The organism is Kushneria sinocarnis (assembly GCF_003633775.1).
Classification (GTDB): Bacteria; Pseudomonadota; Gammaproteobacteria; order Pseudomonadales; family Halomonadaceae; genus Kushneria; species Kushneria sinocarnis.
In genome coordinates, this window is record NZ_RBIN01000001.1 from 375732 (window position 1) to 393820 (window position 18089).

Below are 18089 nucleotides of genomic sequence, written 5' to 3' on the forward strand. Positions count from 1 at the left end.
GCGTACAAAAATCCGAACAAGGTCCCGGTCAGGGGGCATCCCGGGGAAGGATATAATGCAAACGACCTTTCAATCAGACCATGGCAGACTTCGCCACTCCCGCTGGTACGAACGGATACTGCTGAGTTTTCGTACCAATCTCGTGCTGGGATTTCTGCTGACCACGATCCTGCCTGCCCTGTGGGAATGGGGGTGGCACTGGCATAACCGGTCGGCCATGATCACCATGGTGGCCAGCGGGATTGCCTATCTGATCGCGATCAGCGCGGTGCATGCCATTTCCCGCTTTCCCGGGACACGTGCCTTGGTTTACATCCTGCCGTTCATGACGGTTGCCTATCTTGTGATGGGTGTGCTGCTGCAAGCCTGTCAGCTCGCCTTTTCTGCTGAAACAATGGTCATTTCATATGTCATTTCGCTCTGTGCGGCCGGTGCCGGTTACCTGGTAGCGGCCCGTTATCGCATCCGCAAGATTGCAGTGGTACCGATGGGTCAGGTGGGTGATTTCTGCCAGCAGCACGCCGTGGACTGGCGCTGGCTGCAGCAGCCCGATCTGAAGGATATGCGTGTTGACGGGGTGGTTGCCGATCTGAAAAGTGAGATGAGTCCCGAGTGGCAGCGTTTTCTGGCAGATTGCATGATCCGGCGTATTCCCGTTCATGACGCACAGCGTTTTCATGAGGAGCTGACCGGGAAGGTAGGGCTCGAGCATGTTTACCAGAACAGATACGGTTTGCTGGTGACCAACGGCAATTATGAAATTGCCAAGAGAGCGGTCGATTTCATCGTGGCACTGAGCATGCTGCCCCTGATACTGCCGGTCATTGGCATGGCGGCTGTATTGATCAGGCGTGACGATCCCGGTCCCGTGTTCTTCAGACAGCAAAGGGCAGGGTTCCAGGGACGGGAGTTCGATGTTTACAAATTGCGCAGCATGTATGTCGATCCCGGGAATCAGACGCCTACTGCCGATGGAGAAGATCCCAGGATTACGCGAATCGGCAGGAAGCTGCGCAAGTATCGCATTGATGAGCTGCCGCAGCTGTTCAATGTCCTGAAAGGCGATATGAGCCTGATCGGTCCGCGCCCCGAAACGCCTTCATTGACGGAGGCGTATGAAAGGGATATTCCGTTTTTCCGCTATCGCCATGTAGTGCGACCGGGCATTACCGGGTGGGCTCAGATAGAGCAGGGGTATGTGTCTGAAGTGGAGGGATCAAAGCGCAAGCTTGAATATGATTTCTACTACATCAAGAACTTCTCCTTCCGGATTGATATTCTGATCCTTGTGCGCACCATAAGGACGGTATTTACCGGATCGGGAGCCCGTTAGTCGGTAGTCGTGGCCCGTGAATCCCCTGGCCTGGCTGGCGCCATGCTGCCGGCAAGGCCCCTGCTGCAGCTGCCCGCTTTATCGAGGTGCTGCGTGAGGTGGTCGGTGAGAATCGGTCACTGCTGCCCGGGCCGGAGTAGAAAGCGCCAGGGGGCATCGCGATCAACCGGATCGGCGTAGTCGATGCCGACCCGCGGGCCGGTGCGGATCTCGCCGGCGGCCGCGGGGGTGCCGGCGGCGAACCACAGCCCCCGGCCGCTGCAGAGATCGGCGCGATTGAAGGCGGCCCGGGTGATGCCCAGCGCCTGCGAGAGCTTGCCCGGCCCGTTGCCCAGCTCGCGGCCGGCGCGGCCATTGCGCCGGGCGACCATCGCGGCCTTGCCATGGACGGGCACGATGGCGCGCAGCAGCACCGCGCCTGGCAGGCCATCGCACTCGGTGACCACGTTGAGCAGCTCATGCAGCCCGTAGACCAGGTAGACATAGGCGTGGCCCGGCGGGCCATAGAGTACCTCGTTGCGCGGGGTGCGGCCCCGGGCGACGTGACAGGCGCTGTCGCGTTCGTCGCCGTAGGCCTCGGTCTCGACGATCCGGGCGATCAGTATGCCCTCGGCGCTGTCGTGGACCAGTTCGCGCCCCAGCAGCTCGCGGGCCACCGTACGCGAATCGCGGGCAAAGAAGCTGCGCGGCAGCGGTGACGGGGGAAACTCGGGGTCGGGCATGCAGGGCTCCCTCGGGTGAATCGTGTTCAGCGCAGCATGAGCCGAAAGCGGCGCGGGGCATCGCGATCGACCGGATCGGCGTAGTCGATGCCGATGCGCGGCCCGGTGGTCACGGCACTGTCGGGCACCGCGTCGCCGGCCGCGAAGAAGAGCGCGCTGCGGCCGTAAAGCCCGGTTCGGTCGAAATGCGCGCGGGCGATGGCCATCGCCCGGGTCAGCTTGCCGGGGCCGTTGGCCAGCTCGCGTCCGCTGCGTCCATTGCGATGCGCCACCATCAGGGCCTCACCCGCCAGCGGGGTCACCGCGCGAATCAGGACCGCTCCCGGAGTGCCCTCCGCCGCGGCCACTACATTGAGCAGGGTGTGGCCGTACACGCAGTAGAGATGCCCCACCCCCGGCGGGCCGTGAATGGTGGCATGACGCCGGCGGCTACCCCGGGCAGCGTAGCAGGCGCTGTCGGCATCGGTACCGTAGGCCTCGGTTTCGACGATCCGAGCCGCCATTCGGCCGTCGGGGCTGTCATGCACCAGCTGGCAGCCCAGCAGCTCGCGCGCAACCTGGTCGGGGTCGCGGTTGAAGAAGGCGGGCCCGAGCGGGCGTTCTGTGGTCATGGTGCCTGCTTCCCTGCTCCGGTGCCCGGCTGCGGGCGTGACGGCGGCGGTGTCGAGAGATCGTAGTCGAAGTAGCGGTGCATCAGCCTGTCGAAGGTGCCGTCAGCGTAGATGTCCCGGATGGCCTGGTTGAATTTCACCGCCAGCCCCCGGTCGCGCGGGCGAAAGGCCATCGCGGCTCCGCGGCCGAAGATCGAGGTGGGCTCCCTGATGGCGGGGCCGAGCTGCCTGAAGGGGGCATCATCGCCGCGGAAATCGATATTCTCCAGGGCGATCGGCATGTCCTCGAAGACCAGATCGAGCTGGCCGGCCCTGAGCGCGTTGTCGACCGCCTCGGAAGAATCGTAGCGCCGGATTTCGAGCACATCGCCGTACCATTCGGTGACGTAGGCATCGCGGGTCGAGTCGCGCTGCACGCCTGCGGTCAGATCCTGCAGCGAGGCCCGGTCGGCCAGTTCGATATCGCGCTCACGCGGGATGAGCCACACGCTCGGCGTACTGTAGTAGGGGATCGAGAACAGCACCTGCCGCTCGCGCTCGGGGGTGATCGCCATCGATGAGAGAATGGCATCATACTTGCGTGCTTCAAGTCCCGGAATGATGCCGTTCCAGGCCTGTTCGATCCACTGGCAGTCGAACCCGGCGCGCCGGCACAGGGCGTTGCCGAGATCGATTTCAAACCCCGTCAGCCCGCCGGTCGGTGTCCGCTCGACAAAGGGTCTGTAGGGCACATCGATGGCGAGGCGCAGGGTGTCGGCGGCGTGCGCCAGGGTGGCGCTGGCGCAGAGCGCTCCGGCGAGCAGGATGGCGGCATGGAAGCGTTTCATCGGGAATCCTTGTTGTGTGGTTGAAACGGCCCGCGGCGCATGCTCGCTGTGAAACGAGCGCAGCGGCCATCCTCGCCCGGGTCTGCCCTTTTTGCCAGCGCCCCGGCAGTGGCCGCCGCCGGTTTCGTGAAGCGTGGCGGGATGCTGTAGCATGTCCGCCATGAGAGGCGAATGCCCGGCAGAGAGCCCATGATTCCGTTTGCAACCGATACCTCCGATGGAGGCGACGCCCGCCGCAGGCAGGGGCTGCGACGGGGTGCCTGCCCCACGCTGCACGCGCCGATGGCGACCGGCGACGGCCATCTGGCCCGTCTGCCGCCGCTGCCGCGCGGGCTCGGGGTGGCAGAGACGATCGTGCTGTGTGAAGCCGCCGAGCGGCTGGGCAACGGCATCATCGAGCTGACCCGGCGTGGCAACCTGCAGCTGCGCGGACTGCAGGCGGAAGATGTGGGTCGGCTGCCGCGCGAGCTGGCCGGTCATCCGGGCCACGCCTCGGCATCGGTGATCGGAAGTGATCTGCTCGATCCGCGTGCTCCGGCGATCACGCTTGATGCGCTGATGGCTTGTGATGCCGGGCTTGATGACACCGACCGGGCGGTTGCCGGCCGGCTGCGCGAGCGCCTGCTGGCGGCGGGCGTCGAAGGACTTGCGCCCAAGGTGGCGGTCGTCATCGATGCCGGCGGCGAATGGGCGGGGCTGGATCGCTTGAGTGCCGACCTGCGTATTCGTCTGGTACGCGACAGCGACGGGGAACGGCGGGGCTGGCTGGGGCTGGCCGGGGATGCCGACACGGTCACCTGGCTGGGTGATATCGGTCTGGCGCGGCTGGCCGAGGGTGCCGAGGCGCTGCTCGAGGCGATTGCCGCCTGTGGCCCCCGGGCGCGCGGGCGCGATCTGCTGGCGCACCGCGCGCCATTGCAGCTCTGCGAGGTGCTGGGGCTGCGACCGGCGATCGCCTGGGTACGCCCACGGCCGCCGGAGCGCCCGGTGGTCGGCGCGGATTCGCAGCAGCTCGAGATTCACTGGCCGTTCGGCCAGCTGGAAGCCACCACACTGCTGCAGCTGACCCGGGCGGCGCGCCGGTGTGGTGCCGACACCTTCGCCCCGGCACCGGGACGGCGCTGGCGGGTGGCCGGTCACGGCTCGCTGGATGTCGCTGCTCTCGCGCATCGGGCCCGGACGCTGGGGCTGATCACCGACCCCGATGATCCGCGCCTGAGTCTGGAGAGCTGTGTGGGTGCTGCCGGCTGTGCCAGCGGCCAGCTGATGACCCGCACGCTGGCGGCGGATATTGCCGCGGCCGCCGCACCACTGTGTGATGGCAGCGTCTCGCTGCACCTTTCCGGCTGCACCAAGGGCTGTGCGCGGCCGAATCCGGCGACGCTGGTCCTTACCGGTACTCCGGAGGGCGTGACGCTGGGGCTGGAAGCTCGCGCCGATGATTCGGGCCAGCTCGTGGCGCTGGCGGCCGAGCGGCTGCCGCAGGCGGTGGCACAGCTGGCGCGGCGGGTGCAGCGGGTGCATCGTCATGGCGAGACCATGCGTGAGACCCTGGTGCGGCTGGGCGAGGCGCGACTGGCCGCATGGCTGGCGGCAACCGAGTGAACAACGACACGCCCGTGCGACGGGCGATACGGAGGGCAGGGGGCGCATGACGCAGAGCCTGGAGAGCAGTTTCGACTATATCCGTGATGGCCGCGAGATCTACCGCCAGTCCTTCGCGATCATTCGCGAGGAGGCGGCGCTCGAGCGCTTCAGCGAGCTCGAGGCCGAGATCGCCATCCGCATGATTCATGCCTGCGGGCTGGTCGAGCTGGCCGAGCACATCGAGTTCGGCGGCGATGCCGCGAGCGTGGGCCGGCGCGTGCTGCAAAGCGGCATGCCGATCCTGTGCGATGCCGAAATGGTGGATCGCGGCATTACCCGCAAGCGGCTGCCGGCGGGCAACGAGGTGCACTGCACGCTGCGCGATGAGCGCACCCCGCAACTGGCCGCCGAGCTCGGCAATACCCGGTCGGCGGCGGCGCTGGAGCTGTGGGGCATGCAGCTGGCGGGTGCCGTGGTGGTGATCGGCAATGCCCCGACGGCGCTGTTTCATCTGCTCGAACGGCTCGAACAGGGCGCATTGCCGCGCCCGGCGCTGATCGTCGGGGTGCCGGTCGGGTTCGTCGGCGCCCGCGAATCCAAGCAGGCGCTGGCCGCGAGTCGGCTGGGCATTCCCTTCATCACGGTGCACGGCCGCATGGGGGGCAGTGCCATCGCCTCGGCGACCGTCAACGCACTGGCGAGTGCAGCGCTGTGAGAACCTTTACCGAGCAGGCCATGCTGTCCGGCGCCGGCCGCGCTGCCCCCTCGCAGCAGGGGCAGCTGTTCGGCGTGGGCACCGGCCCGGGCGACCCCGAGCTGCTGACCCTCAAGGCGGTGCGTACGCTGGCGCAGGCCGACGTGGTGGCGTGGTTCGCCAAGGCCGGCAATGTCAGCAACGCGCGCCGGGTGGTCGCCGAACAGCTGCGCCCCGGTCAGCCCGAGCTGGCGCTCTACTATCCGGTGACCACCGAGCTGCCGCGCCATTCGAGCGCCTATCGCGATGCCATCACCGCCTTCTATGACGAGAGTGCGGCGCGGCTCGCCGAGCATCTCGAGCGTGGCGAGCAGGTGGCGGTGCTCTCCGAGGGCGATCCGCTCTTCTATGGCTCCTGGATGCATCTGCATGTGCGCCTGGCGTCGCACTACACCACCACCGTGATCCCCGGCGTGAGCGGCATGTCGGGGGGCTGGTCGAGTGCCGGCCTGCCGATCTGCCAGGGCGATGACGTGCTGAGCATTCTGCCGGGCACGCTCGATGAGGACGGTCTGGTCGAGCGGCTCGGCCGCTGTGAAGCCGCCGTGATCATGAAGGTGGGGCGCAATCTGCCGACGATCCGGCGGGCGCTGGCGCGTACCGGTCAGCTGGAGCGGGCGCTCTATGTCGAACGCGCCACCATGGCGGGTGCGCAGAGCATCGCGCTGGCCGAGCGTGACGATGCCCCGGCGCCGTATTTCTCGATCGTGCTGGTGCCGGGCTGGCACGAGTCGCACTATCGTCCCGAAGCGCTGCGCCATCTGCTGAACAAGGCGCCGCAGGATGAGTGATGCGGTGACGCACGGTGGTGCACTTTGGGTGATCGGGCTGGGACCCGGTGAGCCGCACCTGCTGACGCCCCGGGCGCGCGAAGCGCTGGATGCCGCCGAACGGCTCTACGGCTACGGCCCTTATCTGAATCGCGTGGTCGATGAACACGATCCGCGCCGAATGGCTTCCGATAATCGCGAGGAGGGTGCCCGTGCTCGCCAGGCGCTGACCGATGCCGCGGCCGGCGCCCGGGTGGCGATGGTCTCCGGCGGTGACCCGGGTGTGTTCGCCATGGCGGCGGCCGTCTGCGAGCAGATCGAGCGCGGCCCCGTGCACTGGCGTGCCCTGGAGGTGCAGATGATCCCGGGCATCAGTGCGATGTTCGCCGTCGCTGCCGCCTGTGGCGCACCACTGGGGCACGACTTCTGCGCCATCTCCCTCTCCGACAACCTCAAGCCCTGGGCACTGATCGAACGTCGGCTGCAGGCGGCTGCCGAGGCCGGATTCGTGATGGCACTCTACAATCCCATTTCGGCCTCCCGCCCCTGGCAACTGGGTCGCACATTCGAGCTGCTGCGGGAAACACTGACCGGTGAGACGGTCGTCATCTTCGGGCGCGCGGCGGGGCGCGCCGATGAGCACATGCGGATCACGACCCTGGCCGAGGCCCGGGCCGAATGGGCCGACATGGCGACCCTGGTGATGATCGGCTCCGAACAGACCCGGGTGGTCGAGCGGCCGGATCAGCCTCCGCTGGTTTACTCGCCGCGATTTGCGCCGGGGTGCGATCCGGAAGTTTCCGCCTGACGAATCAGCCATTCAAGCGCCTCATCAATATGCTCGACCCGGGGCAGCGCCGGCGTCGGTGGCCGGCGAACCATCACCACCCGAATGCCCAGCTCGCGGGCGGCGGCAATCTTGGCGTAGGTCTCCTCGCCGCCGCTGTGCTTGGTGACGATCACTTCAATCCCATGACGCTTCAGCAGCGCGCGCTCGCTTGCCAGGGTGAAGGGTCCGCGCGCCAGCAGGCTCTGCGCGCGCGGCAGGTCGAGCGCCGGCTCGAGCGGTTCGACGCTGCGGATCAGGTAGTCGTGCTGTGGTGCCGCCTCGAACAGGGCCGCCTGCTGTCGCCCCAGCGCCAGCAGCACCCGGCGTGGAGTATCGCCCAGCAGGGCCGGCGCGTCCTCGAGCCGATCACACTCCAACCAGCAATCCTGTGGATGGCGCGGCCACTCGGGGCGGGCCAGATGGAGCGTGGGGATGCCGGTCCGCCGGGCGGCCTGCTCGGCATGGACGGCCATCTGCGCGGCGAAGGGATGGGTGGCGAGGATCATGGCATCGATCGATTCGCGCTCAAGCCAGGCGGTCAGCCCTGCGATGCCGCCGAAACCGCCCTGGCGCACGGTGACCGGCGCCAGTCGCGGCGTTCGGGTGCGCCCGGCCAGCGACAGGATGACCTCGAAGCGGTCATCCCCGGCGAGGCGTTCGGCCAGCCGGCGTGCCTCGCCGGTCCCGCCGAGCAGCAGCAATCGAAGGGGCATGGTGTCAGTCATTCCGGGAGTGGAAGGCCATCGTGACACGGATTGCGCTCGCCTTCGACGCGCCCGATCTGCTGGCATCCACCCGGGCCCCTAAAGCAGCGTCAGTCCGAGCGCGATGATCACCCCGGTGACCACCAGCTGAATCAGACAGAAGCCCATGATGTCCCGCGCCTTCAGCCCGGCGATCGCCAGTACCGGTAGCGCCCAGAAGGGCTGCAGCAGATTGGTCCACGCATCGCCCCAGGCCACGCCCATGGCGACATGCGCGATATCGGCACCCAGCTGCTGGGCGGCCGGGATCATCACCGGCGCCTGCACGGCCCACTGCCCGCCGCCCGAGGGTACGAACAGATTGACGATACCCGCGCTGATGAAGGACCAGAAGGGCAGGCTGTTGGCGCTGGCAATCGAGACAAACCATTGCGACATCGACTCGGCCAGACCGGACTGGATCATGATCGCCATGATCCCGGCGTAGAAGGGGAACTGGATGACGATGCCGGCGCCGCCGCGGATCGCCTCGTGGAGACTGTCGAGCAGCCGCCGCGGGGTGCGGTGCAGCACGATCGCCAGAAACAGGAACAGGAAGTTGACGATGTTGAGGTTGAGCCCGCCGCCGCGCAGCAGGAAGTGATCGAGCAGGAAGATCAGCCCGGGAATGCCGACCAGCCAGGCCAGCAGCGTACTGTTCTCGAGGCGCTCGGCCGGGCGCTGGGGTGAGGGGGAGGTCGCGGCGGTGTTGGTTTCGTCGAGCCGCTCGGTATCGACGATTACGGCCTCGCTCTCATCGGGTAGCATCAGGCGATTGACCAGTGGCACGGCGATGAACAGGGCCACCACGATGGCCAGGTTGAACAGCGAGAAGAGGGTATCGCCGGTCGGGATCACGCCGATTCGATCGGCCATGAAATGCCCTTCGGTGGCGATGGTGAGCGGGATCGAGCCGGCCAGCCCGCCATGCCAGACCACGAAACCGGAGTAGGCGCTGGCCACCAGCAGGCGATAATCCACCCGGATCCGGCGTGCCATGACCCGGGCAAACAGGGCGCCGACCACCAGCCCGAAGCCCCAGTTAATCCAGCTGGCTGTCAGCGACACCAGACTGACCAGCACGATGGCGCCCCCGGCACTGCGAGGCACGTCTGCCAGCCGCGCCAGCAGGCGCTTGATCGGCGGGGTGTTGGCGAACATGAAGCCGGTCACCAGTACCAGCAGCATCTGCATTGAGAAGGAGAGCAGCCCCCAGAAACCGTCGCCCCAGATGCGCATGATCGCCAGCGGCGACTGCTGCTCGAACAGCATCGCGGCACCGGCGGCGATCAGGGTGAGCAGCAGCACGAAGATGAACGGGTCGGGCAGGTAGCGCTCCACCAGACGTACCGCCGGGCGTGACAACAGTCTGAGCATGATGGTGTGTTCCCGTTGTTGTTATGGACGGCGCCAGGCGCCGCCACGAGTTTTTCGGAATGAGAGCGCTCAGCGCTCCACCGCCACGGCCACCCCTTGGCCGCCGCCGATGCAGAGCGTTGCCAGCCCGCGATGGACATCGCGACGCACCATCTCGTGCAGCAGGCTCACCAGAATGCGTGCGCCGGAAGCACCGATCGGGTGGCCCAGCGCAATGGCGCCACCGTTGACGTTGACCCGGGCCGGGTCCCAGCCCAGTTCCTGTTGCACTGCCAGTGCCTGGGCGGCAAAAGCCTCGTTGGCTTCGATCAGCTCCAGCTGGTCGATTGACCAGCCGGCACGCGTCAGGCAGCGCTGCGTGGCGGGCACCGGCCCCAGCCCCATGACGGCGGGGTCGACCGCGGCCCCGGCGTGGCCGGTTACGGTGGCCAGCACCGGCAGGCCGAGCGATTCGGCGCGTTCGCGACTCATGATCAGCAGTGCGGCAGCGCCGTCGTTGAGCGCCGAGGCGTTACCGGCGGTGACGGTGCCATTTCTGGCAAAGGCCGGTTTGAGCCGCGCCAGCGATTCGGCAGTCACGCCTTCGCGGGGCTGTTCGTCGCGCTCGATCAGGGTGGTCTCGCCACGCCGACCATGGACCTCGACCGGAGTGATTTCGGCGTCAAAACGCCCTGTATCGCGTGCTTCGCTGGCGCGGCGCTGGGATTCAGCGGCGAAGGTATCCTGAGCCTCGCGGCTGATGGCGTAGCGTTCGGCCAGATTCTCCGCAGTGGCCCCCATGTGGTAGTCGTTGAAGGCGTCCCACAGCCCGTCATGAATCATGCTGTCGAGCAGCTCGGCATGCCCCATGCGCAGACCGGTGCGCGCCTTCGGCAGCACGTAGGGGGCCAGACTCATGCACTCCATGCCGCCGGCCACGATGGTCTCGGCATCGCCGCAGCGAATCGCCTGTACTGCCAGCTGCACGGCCTTCAGCCCGGAACCGCAGACCTTGTCGACGGTCATGGCGGGTACGCCTTCGGGCAGTCCGGCGCCGATCGCGGCCTGACGGGCGGTGTTCTGGCCGGTGCCGGCACGCAGTACATGGCCCATGATCACCTCGTCCACCGTGGCGGGGTCGAGTTCGCCGAGCACGGCGCGAATCACGGTACTGCCGAGCTCGGCGGCGGGGACCGTGGCCAGCCCGCCCTGAAAGGCGCCAATGGCGGTGCGCGTGGCACCGGCGATCACGACATCACGCATGCTGGCTCTCCCGACGATCAAGCAGCTCGCAGCCGGTGGCTTCACGGATCTCTTCGAGGGTCACCTCCGGGGCGAGCTCCACCAGCGCGACACCCCCTTCGGTAATATCCATCACGCCCATGTCGGTGATGATGCGGTTGACCACGCCCACGCCGGTCAGTGGCAGGGTGCATTCGGGCAGGATCTTGTGCTCGCCCTTCGCAGTATGAGCCATCAGTACTACCACCCGCTGCACGCCGGCCACCAGATCCATGGCGCCGCCCATGCCCTTGACCATCTTGCCCGGAATCATCCAGTTGGCGAGATCGCCCTGCTGCGAGACCTGCATGGCGCCGAGGATGGCCAGGTTGATGTGGCCGCCGCGGATCATTGCGAACGACTCGGCGTTATCGAAGAAGCTGCTGCCGGGCAGTGAGGTGACGGTCTGCTTGCCTGCGTTGATCAGATCCGGATCGACGGTTCCCTCGGTCGGGAAGGGGCCGATGCCGAGCATCCCGTTCTCCGATTGCAACCAGACATCCATCCTTTCGGGAATGTAATTGGCCACCAGGGTGGGCTGGCCGATGCCGAGATTGACGTAAAAACCGTCCTCGAGCTCGCCGGCGGCGCGTTCGGCCATCTGCTCACGTGTCCAGACCATCTCAGTTCGCCTCCCTGAGCGTGCGTTTCTCGATGCGCTTTTCCGGGTTGGGGTTATGCACGATGCGATGGACGAAGATCCCCGGCAGATGCACATCATCGGGGTCGATGGCGCCGGTCTCGACGATCTCCTCCACCTCGGCCACACACACTCGGCCGGCCATCGCCGCCAGCGGGTTGAAGTTGCGAGCGGTTTTGGCAAAACGCAGGTTGCCGGCGCGATCGGCCACCTGGGCCTTCACCAGCGCAACATCCACTGGTAGCCCGTGTTCCATGACGTAGTGCTCGCCATTGAACTCCCGTACTTCCTTGCCTTCGGCGATCTTCGTGCCGTAGCCGGTACGAGTGTAGAAGGCCGCAATCCCGGCACCGCCGGCACGCAGCCGCTCGGCGAGCGTGCCCTGGGGGCAGAATTCGAGTTCCAGTTCACCGGAAAGGTACTGGCGCTCGAACTCCCGGTTCTCGCCCACGTAGGAGGACATCATCTTGCTGATCTGCCGGGATTCCAGCAGCAGCCCCAGCCCGAAGCCGTCAACCCCGGCATTGTTGCTGGCGACGGTCAGTTCGCGTTTGCCGGTATCCCGCAGCGCCTCGATCAGCGCCTCGGGAATACCGCACAGGCCGAAGCCGCCCACGGCCAGCGTCATGCCGTCCTCGATCAGGCCATCGAGTGCCTCATGGGCGGAGGCAAAACATTTGTCCATCAATGACTCTCTTGGCAGGGTTCAGGGGCGTGTCCGGAACACGGGGTTCCGGGGACAGTCGGTCCAGTGTTGGGGGGACAGTCGCAATACTGAATCGGCCTTTAGTCGCAGGACGGTGACGGGCACTTGCAGCCGGTCACGACTCGGTCGAAGTTGAAGACCTTCCTGCAGCATTCGTGAACCGACGGAAAGGTGACTGATGAGTACAAGTGGCCCTCAAGCGCCCCGGGTCGCGCTGGTGACCGGTACTTCGAGCGGTATTGGCAGGGCAGTGGTGGAAAAACTCTGCCAGACAGGTTGTCAGGTACTGGCGGTGGACGCCGACCCTGGCGGTCAGTCCGTGGCCGAGGCTGCCGGCGCCGAATTTCATTGTGCTGACCTCACCGATGGCGAGCAGTGCCGTGCCGCCGTCGCAAGGGCAGAGGCCCTGTTCGGTGGCGTCGATATACTGGTGAACAATGCCGGTATTCAGCATGTTGAACGCCTCGAAACCTTCGATGAAGGCAAGTGGCGCACCATCATTGATCTGATGCTGACGGCGCCTTTCATACTGACACAGGCGGTCTGGCCGCACATGCGCCGGCAGCAGTGGGGGCGGATCATCAATATTGCCTCCATCCATGCGCATGTCGCTTCGCCGGGCAAGGCGGCCTATGTCAGCGCCAAGCACGGGCTGCTCGGGCTGACCCGCACTGCAGCGCTCGAGGGCGGTGAGCAGGGTATTACTGCCAATGCGCTCTGCCCGGCCTATGTCCGCACCCCGCTGGTCGAACGTCAGATCGCCGATCAGGCGCGCCTGCATGGGATGGATGAACAGGCCGTCATCGAGCAGATCATGCTGGAGGGGGCCGCCATCAAGCGGCTGATCGAACCGGAAGAAGTGGCCGGAATTGCGGACTATCTCGCCTCCGAGCAGGCTTCGGCAGTCACCGGGGCGAGCTGGGATATCAACCTGGGCTGGACGGCCCGCTAGGGGCCGATAAGCGCCCGGCAACCGCAGGCGGGCCGGGCACGCCGGGCTGCCCGCCAGCGGGGCTCAGAACAGAATGAACAGCAGGATGGCCAGCAGGACGCCCACCAGCGGCAGCAGCACCGTCAGCTTGCCAAAGGCCGGGTAGGCATCCTTGTGGGTTTCACCCGATATGACCCTGATGGTGGTCACCACATAGCCGTTGTGGGGCAGTGAATCGAGCGCGCCCGAGGCGATGGAGGAGACGCGGTGCAGGGCATCGCTGTTGACCCCCATGGCGGTGTAGTGCGGCGCGATCAGGGGCAGGGCGATGGCCAGCCCGCCCGAGGCCGAACCGGTCAGGCCGGCGATGGCGGTGACCGCAACGGCGGCGCCGATCAAAGGCGAGCCCGGCAACGAGGTCATGACATCCACGACACTGGCAAAGGCCGGGGTGGCCTTGGCGACCGTACCGAAACCGACCACGGCACAGGTATTGGCGATCGCCAGCAGGGCGCCGACAGCGCCCTCGGAAACGGCCGAGCCGATGTTCAGGAAGCGCCGGTAGTGCAGGGCCAGGGTGGTCACGACACCGGCCAGCAGTGCGACGATCAGGGCCGATTCCTCAAGCCGGTCATGGAAGAGGAAGGAGATGGCCAGCACCACCACCAGCGGCAGGATGCTGAGGGCAAACGAGGGCAGCTGTTCACGATCGAGCACGGGATCATTGTCGCGCTCCTGAAAGGCTTCCCCTGCGGCCACGGCCTGACGCAGCATCCGGTTGAGCCACAGTGACCCAAGCACGATCATGACCAGGGCGATCACTGCACTGACGGCCCAGCCGGCATAGGGTGAGGTGCCGAGATATTTCATCGGAATCCAGTTCTGGATTTCCACCGAGCCCGCCGAAGTCATGGTGAAGGTGGAAGAGCCAAAGCCCATGGCAGCCGGGATGAAGCGCCGGGGGAGGTTGGCCTCCTGGAACAGGCTGACCGCCATTGGATAGACGGCGAAGGCGACGATGAAAAGGCTGACCCCGCCATAGGTGAGAATGGCGCAGGAGAGCACGATTCCCAGTGCGGCATTACCGGCACCGAGCTTGCCGATGATGAACTTGGCGATACTTTCGGCAGCACCACAATCGCCCATCAGCTTGCCGAATATGGCGCCCAGCAGGAACATGAAGAACCAGGAGCTCATGAAGCTGGTAAAACCGTTCATGTAGGCACTGACGTAGGAAGGATCGCCTTCGGCCGCCAGCTGCGGGAAAAGCGATATGCTGCTGAGCGTGGCAACCAGAAGTGCCGAAATCGGTCCGGCAATCAGCAGATTGGTGCCCCGCATGGTCAGCCAGATCAGCAGAGCCAGCCCTCCAAACAGCCCGATATAACTCATTTCCGAAACCTCTTGAGCAGATGTGGGTGGTACTCGTCATGCTTCGTTCGCCGGCTGGCCCGTGCTCGCCCTGCAGGCTGCAATAGCTGGCACGATCCTTGTTGATGATTCCCCGGCATGTCGGCTATGGCTTTGGTGATCGACCCCGTGCCGCGAGCCGGAAATGGCGATAGGTCGCCCATCGCAAACTGGGTGAGTGCCTGGCCATGAAGCAGTGAATTTTCCCCTTTTCATTGAGAAATCAGATCTCATTTTTTGATATTGGCTGCGCGCTCAGGTGTCAATCGGATGTCTGTAAGCGGGGCGTAATGACGTGATCGTCGATTCGTTGGTATTTTTTTAATCCTTCATATTCAGGTGTTTATGGTTATGCAAGATTGCAGGCGACTTTGGTTGATTAAACCAGGGTCGTAGAGTGCGGGTGGCGGGTAACCTGTCGATCCGAAAGAAGCGTTCGCTCTGGAACGGAAAATCCTGAAAAGTCAAAAGCGGGGCAGTTGCCGGCCATGAGCCGGTAGATCACGCAGGTTGCTGCCTGCCCCGTGGGGTTGAGGGGCTGGCGGTAGTGCCCAGGGGCAGGGCAAAGCCCTCGGCAGGGTGCGTTCATCCAAAGTATAAGGCGCCGGAATTTATGGGCAGGTTTCTGATTTGAAAGTGCTTTTTGTTGCGGCAGAAGCCTGCGCGGCAAGGACTCCGAACGGCAGCTTTGACACGCCCTGATGAAGCTCTTATTCAGAAAGTGAGACTTCAGATCCCATTATTGGATCTGGTCGGTGAATCATCACTCATCTTCACGTCGCTGCCATCGGCAGGTGAGAGGCGGTCATGTCACACCACACCCTGCTGCCACGGATCCTGCAGTCCGGAGCCGGGGCCGTTAACCAACTGGCGGTCGTATTGCGCTCACTGGGCGTCAGCCGACCGCTGATCGTGACCGATCACATGATGGAAGAGCTCGGTTATCTTCGGCGCGTCGCTGCCCTGCTGGACGAGGCGGGTGTGCACCATGGTGTCTTCGCCGACACCGTCCCCGAACCGACCGAGTCCTCGATTCTGGAGGGGGTCGCCACGCTCACGGCCGGCCTGCCCGATGGCAGCCGGTTCGATAGCGTGATCGCCCTGGGCGGCGGCAGCCCCATCGATTCGGCCAAGGCCATCAGCGTGCTGGGGCTGGCCGGTGGTCAGATCCGCGATTACCGCTTTCCCAACGAGGCCGAGCAGCCGGGGCTGCCGGTGGTGGCCATTCCGACCACTGCCGGGACCGGCTCCGAAGCGACCCGCTTCACCATCATTACCGACGATGACGTCGGCGAGAAGATGCTGTGTGGCGGGCTGGGATTCATGCCGATGGCCGCGCTGGTGGACTTCGAACTGACCATGAGCGTGCCGCCCCGGGTAACCGCGGATACCGGCATCGATGCCCTGACCCATGCCATCGAGGCCTATGTCAGCCGCAAGGCCAACCCCTTCAGCGATCAGCAGGCCCTGGCGGCCATGCGGCTGATCGCCCCCAACCTGCGGCGGGTGTGGCATGAGCCGGATGATCGCGCGGCGCGCGAGGCCATGATGATGGGCGCCACCCTGGGCGGCATGGCCTTTTCCAACGCCTCGGTGGCGCTGGTGCATGGCATGAGTCGGCCCATCGGGGCGGCCTTTCACGTCCCGCACGGGCTCTCCAACGCCATGCTGCTGCCGGCGGTGACCGGGTTTTCCATTCCGGCTGCCCCGGAGCGCTATGCCGAATGCGCCCGCACCATGGGCGTGGCAGCGGCCGGTGATGACACCGCAACTGCCAACGACAGGCTGCTGGCCGAACTCCGGGCGCTCAACCGCGAGCTGGAAGTGCCCGGTCCGAAAGCGTACGGCATCGAGCGGGCCCGCTATTTCGAACTGAGTGCCACCATGGCCGAACAGGCGCTGGCCTCCGGATCGCCCGGCAACAACCCGCGTGTACCGGAGGCCGACGACATCGTGGCGCTCTACGAACAGGTCTGGAACCAGGAGTAATCCGTCATGCAACAACTGGGACACTTCATCAACGGCAGCCAGGTCAGCGGGCAGTCCGGCCGCACCTCGGCGGTGTACAACCCGGCCAGCGGCGCGCAGCGGCTCGAGCTGGCGATGGCCGATGCCAGCGATACCCGCCAGGCGATCGAGGCCGCCGCGGCGGCCTTTCCCGACTGGTCGAAGACGCCGGCCGTGGTGCGGGCACGTTATCTGTTCAGATTCAAGGCGCTGCTGGAAGAGCGCCGCGACGAGATGGCCGAGCTGATCGCACGGGAACACGGCAAGGTGCTGTCGGATGCCCGGGGGGAGATCACCCGTGGACTCGAGGTGGTGGAGTTTGCCTGCGGCATTCCGCATCTGCAGAAGGGGGAGTTCAGCCTTAACGTCGGTCGCGGAGTGGATGCCAACTCGCTCATGCAGCCGCTGGGGGTGTGCGCCGGTATTTCGCCGTTCAATTTCCCGGCGATGGTGCCCATGTGGATGTTCCCGATCGCCATCGCCTGCGGCAACACCTTCATCATGAAGCCTTCCGAGAAGGATCCGAGTGCCCCCATGCTGATGGCGGAGCTGCTGGCCGAGGCCGGGCTGCCGGACGGGGTGTTCAACGTGGTCAACGGCGCCCGGGAGGCCGTCGATGTGCTGCTGACCGATCCGCAGATCCAGGCCGTGAGCTTCGTCGGCTCCACCCCCATCGCCGAGCACATCTATGCCACGGCCGCGGCCCACGGCAAGCGCTGTCAGGCGCTGGGCGGGGCCAAGAACCACATGATGGTGATGCCCGATGCCGATCCCGAGCAGGTGGTCAGCTCCCTGATGGGTGCCGCCTACGGTTCGGCCGGTGAGCGCTGCATGTCGATCTCGGTGGCGGTCTGCGTGGGTGAGCAGGTGGCCGACAATCTGGTCGGGCAGCTCAAGGATGCCATCGGTCGCATGACCATCGGCCCCGGTACCGCCGATCCCGAGCCGGACATGGGGCCGCTGGTCACGCAGGAGCATCGCGACCGGGTGGCTGCCTACATCGAGCTGGGCGCCGAGGAGGGCGCCGAACTGGTGGTCGACGGCCGCCAGCACGAGGTGAGCCGTCGCGAGGCCGGATACTTCCTGGGGCCCTCGCTGTTCGATCGGGTCACCCCGCAGATGCGCATCTATCAGGAGGAGATCTTCGGTCCGGTACTGGTGGTGGTGCGCGCGGAATCGTTCGATGAGGCACTGGCGCTCATCAACCGTCATGAATACGGCAATGGCACCGCCATTTTCACCCGCGACGGCGACACGGCCCGTCAGTTCGAGGAGAACGTGCAGGCCGGCATGGTGGGCGTCAACGTACCGATTCCGGTCCCCATGGCCTTCCACTCCTTCGGCGGCTGGAAGCGCTCGCTGTTCGGCCCGCTGCACATGCATGGCCCGGATGGCGTGCGCTTCTTCTCGCGCATGAAGACCGTGACCCGGCGCTGGCCGACCGGTCTTCGCAACAGTGCGGATTTCTCCATGCCGACCATGCAGTAATCCGGGCCGGTGGCCCGACCGAAGCCGACAGCGGGGCGGTCGGCTTCGGTCGTGTGGGGCCGGGAGTGCTCTGATAGAGTGTGGGCCTTCTTTC

17 protein-coding genes are annotated in these 18089 nt (G+C 65.7%); 8 read left to right on the top strand and 9 right to left on the bottom strand.

Annotated elements, in window-relative coordinates:
- Positions 1-55 precede the first annotated feature (55 nt).
- Positions 56-1333 (top strand): sugar transferase, encoded by a 1278-nt coding sequence (locus C7446_RS01695; RefSeq protein ID WP_121170664.1) that lies wholly within the window; start codon positions 56-58, stop codon positions 1331-1333.
- Between the two features lie 116 nt (positions 1334-1449).
- Here the strand turns inward: C7446_RS01695 and C7446_RS01700 are convergent, their stop codons facing one another.
- Genes C7446_RS01700 through C7446_RS01710 form a run of 3 tightly spaced genes read right to left on the bottom strand, consistent with a single transcriptional unit; the run spans position 1450 to position 3493 of the window.
- Positions 1450-2055, bottom strand: coding sequence for a DNA-3-methyladenine glycosylase (locus tag C7446_RS01700; protein WP_121170666.1), 606 nt, complete (start codon positions 2053-2055; stop codon positions 1450-1452).
- 26 nt (positions 2056-2081) lie between these two features.
- Positions 2082-2666: a DNA-3-methyladenine glycosylase gene (locus C7446_RS01705; protein WP_121170668.1), complete on the bottom strand. Its 585-nt coding sequence runs from the start codon at positions 2664-2666 to the stop codon at positions 2082-2084.
- Positions 2663-3493, bottom strand: a complete 831-nt coding sequence (locus C7446_RS01710) for a transporter substrate-binding domain-containing protein (protein WP_121170670.1) — start codon at positions 3491-3493, stop codon at positions 2663-2665. The genes C7446_RS01705 and C7446_RS01710 overlap by 4 nt, the downstream gene beginning before the upstream one ends.
- Before the next feature lie 189 nt (positions 3494-3682).
- Here C7446_RS01710 and C7446_RS01715 point away from each other — a divergent pair, with 189 nt between their 5' ends.
- The 4 genes from C7446_RS01715 to C7446_RS01730 are packed head-to-tail and all read left to right on the top strand — an operon-like array spanning position 3683 to position 7412.
- Positions 3683-5098 (top strand): hypothetical protein, encoded by a 1416-nt coding sequence (locus C7446_RS01715; RefSeq protein ID WP_170149971.1) that lies wholly within the window; start codon positions 3683-3685, stop codon positions 5096-5098.
- Positions 5099-5144: 46 nt separating this feature from the next.
- Entirely contained in the window at positions 5145-5795 is a 651-nt protein-coding gene (locus C7446_RS01720) for a precorrin-8X methylmutase (RefSeq protein WP_121170674.1), read from the top strand.
- Entirely contained in the window at positions 5792-6625 is an 834-nt protein-coding gene (locus tag C7446_RS01725) for a precorrin-2 C(20)-methyltransferase (RefSeq protein WP_245977598.1), read from the top strand. The genes C7446_RS01720 and C7446_RS01725 overlap by 4 nt, the downstream gene beginning before the upstream one ends.
- Positions 6618-7412, top strand: coding sequence for a precorrin-3B C(17)-methyltransferase (locus C7446_RS01730; RefSeq protein WP_121170678.1), 795 nt, complete (start codon positions 6618-6620; stop codon positions 7410-7412). Before C7446_RS01725 ends, C7446_RS01730 begins: the two co-directional genes overlap by 8 nt.
- Here the strand turns inward: C7446_RS01730 and C7446_RS01735 are convergent.
- The 5 genes from C7446_RS01735 to C7446_RS01755 all read right to left on the bottom strand — a co-directional run bounded on the left by C7446_RS01735 (position 7364) and on the right by C7446_RS01755 (position 12138).
- Positions 7364-8146 (bottom strand): cobalt-precorrin-6A reductase, encoded by a 783-nt coding sequence (locus C7446_RS01735; RefSeq protein WP_121170680.1) that lies wholly within the window; start codon positions 8144-8146, stop codon positions 7364-7366. The two genes, C7446_RS01730 and C7446_RS01735, sit on opposite strands and share 49 nt — an antisense overlap.
- A gap of 90 nt (positions 8147-8236) precedes the next feature.
- Positions 8237-9553 (bottom strand): short-chain fatty acid transporter, encoded by a 1317-nt coding sequence (locus tag C7446_RS01740; protein WP_121170681.1) that lies wholly within the window; start codon positions 9551-9553, stop codon positions 8237-8239.
- A 69-nt stretch (positions 9554-9622) separates the two neighbouring features.
- Positions 9623-10795 carry an acetyl-CoA C-acetyltransferase gene (locus tag C7446_RS01745; protein WP_121170683.1) on the bottom strand — a complete coding sequence of 391 codons (1173 nt, stop codon included), beginning with the start codon at positions 10793-10795 and terminating at the stop codon, positions 9623-9625.
- Positions 10788-11435 (bottom strand): CoA transferase subunit B, encoded by a 648-nt coding sequence (locus C7446_RS01750; protein ID WP_121170685.1) that lies wholly within the window; start codon positions 11433-11435, stop codon positions 10788-10790. Before C7446_RS01750 ends, C7446_RS01745 begins: the two co-directional genes overlap by 8 nt.
- A gap of 1 nt (position 11436) precedes the next feature.
- Positions 11437-12138, bottom strand: coding sequence for a CoA transferase subunit A (locus C7446_RS01755; RefSeq protein WP_121170687.1), 702 nt, complete (start codon positions 12136-12138; stop codon positions 11437-11439).
- A gap of 199 nt (positions 12139-12337) precedes the next feature.
- Here C7446_RS01755 and C7446_RS01760 point away from each other — a divergent pair, with 199 nt between their 5' ends.
- Complete coding sequence (locus C7446_RS01760; RefSeq protein WP_121170689.1) at positions 12338-13111, top strand: 3-hydroxybutyrate dehydrogenase; 774 nt, start codon at positions 12338-12340, stop codon at positions 13109-13111.
- A 63-nt stretch (positions 13112-13174) separates the two neighbouring features.
- On the opposite strand, the gene C7446_RS01765 is transcribed toward C7446_RS01760, so the two are convergent.
- Positions 13175-14482: a GntP family permease gene (locus C7446_RS01765; protein WP_121170691.1), complete on the bottom strand. Its 1308-nt coding sequence runs from the start codon at positions 14480-14482 to the stop codon at positions 13175-13177.
- 825 nt (positions 14483-15307) lie between these two features.
- Between C7446_RS01765 and C7446_RS01770 the strand changes: the two genes are divergently transcribed.
- Both C7446_RS01770 and C7446_RS01775 read left to right on the top strand, forming a co-directional pair.
- Positions 15308-16489, top strand: a complete 1182-nt coding sequence (locus C7446_RS01770; RefSeq protein ID WP_121170692.1) for an iron-containing alcohol dehydrogenase — start codon at positions 15308-15310, stop codon at positions 16487-16489.
- A gap of 6 nt (positions 16490-16495) precedes the next feature.
- Positions 16496-17995 carry a CoA-acylating methylmalonate-semialdehyde dehydrogenase gene (locus tag C7446_RS01775; protein WP_121170694.1) on the top strand — a complete coding sequence of 500 codons (1500 nt, stop codon included), beginning with the start codon at positions 16496-16498 and terminating at the stop codon, positions 17993-17995.
- The last annotated feature ends 94 nt before the right edge of the window (positions 17996-18089 follow it).

Coding starts and splice junctions, on each gene's coding strand:
- C7446_RS01695 (WP_121170664.1), top strand. CDS start 56: ATGCAAACGACCTTTCAATCAGACCATGGCAGACTTCGCCACTCCCGC.
- C7446_RS01700 (WP_121170666.1), bottom strand. CDS start 2,055: ATGCCCGACCCCGAGTTTCCCCCGTCACCGCTGCCGCGCAGCTTCTTT.
- C7446_RS01705 (WP_121170668.1), bottom strand. CDS start 2,666: ATGACCACAGAACGCCCGCTCGGGCCCGCCTTCTTCAACCGCGACCCC.
- C7446_RS01710 (WP_121170670.1), bottom strand. CDS start 3,493: ATGAAACGCTTCCATGCCGCCATCCTGCTCGCCGGAGCGCTCTGCGCC.
- C7446_RS01715 (WP_170149971.1), top strand. CDS start 3,683: ATGATTCCGTTTGCAACCGATACCTCCGATGGAGGCGACGCCCGCCGC.
- C7446_RS01720 (WP_121170674.1), top strand. CDS start 5,145: ATGACGCAGAGCCTGGAGAGCAGTTTCGACTATATCCGTGATGGCCGC.
- C7446_RS01730 (WP_121170678.1), top strand. CDS start 6,618: ATGAGTGATGCGGTGACGCACGGTGGTGCACTTTGGGTGATCGGGCTG.
- C7446_RS01735 (WP_121170680.1), bottom strand. CDS start 8,146: ATGCCCCTTCGATTGCTGCTGCTCGGCGGGACCGGCGAGGCACGCCGG.
- C7446_RS01740 (WP_121170681.1), bottom strand. CDS start 9,553: ATGCTCAGACTGTTGTCACGCCCGGCGGTACGTCTGGTGGAGCGCTAC.
- C7446_RS01745 (WP_121170683.1), bottom strand. CDS start 10,795: ATGCGTGATGTCGTGATCGCCGGTGCCACGCGCACCGCCATTGGCGCC.
- C7446_RS01750 (WP_121170685.1), bottom strand. CDS start 11,435: ATGGTCTGGACACGTGAGCAGATGGCCGAACGCGCCGCCGGCGAGCTC.
- C7446_RS01755 (WP_121170687.1), bottom strand. CDS start 12,138: ATGGACAAATGTTTTGCCTCCGCCCATGAGGCACTCGATGGCCTGATC.
- C7446_RS01760 (WP_121170689.1), top strand. CDS start 12,338: ATGAGTACAAGTGGCCCTCAAGCGCCCCGGGTCGCGCTGGTGACCGGT.
- C7446_RS01765 (WP_121170691.1), bottom strand. CDS start 14,482: ATGAGTTATATCGGGCTGTTTGGAGGGCTGGCTCTGCTGATCTGGCTG.
- C7446_RS01770 (WP_121170692.1), top strand. CDS start 15,308: ATGTCACACCACACCCTGCTGCCACGGATCCTGCAGTCCGGAGCCGGG.
- C7446_RS01775 (WP_121170694.1), top strand. CDS start 16,496: ATGCAACAACTGGGACACTTCATCAACGGCAGCCAGGTCAGCGGGCAG.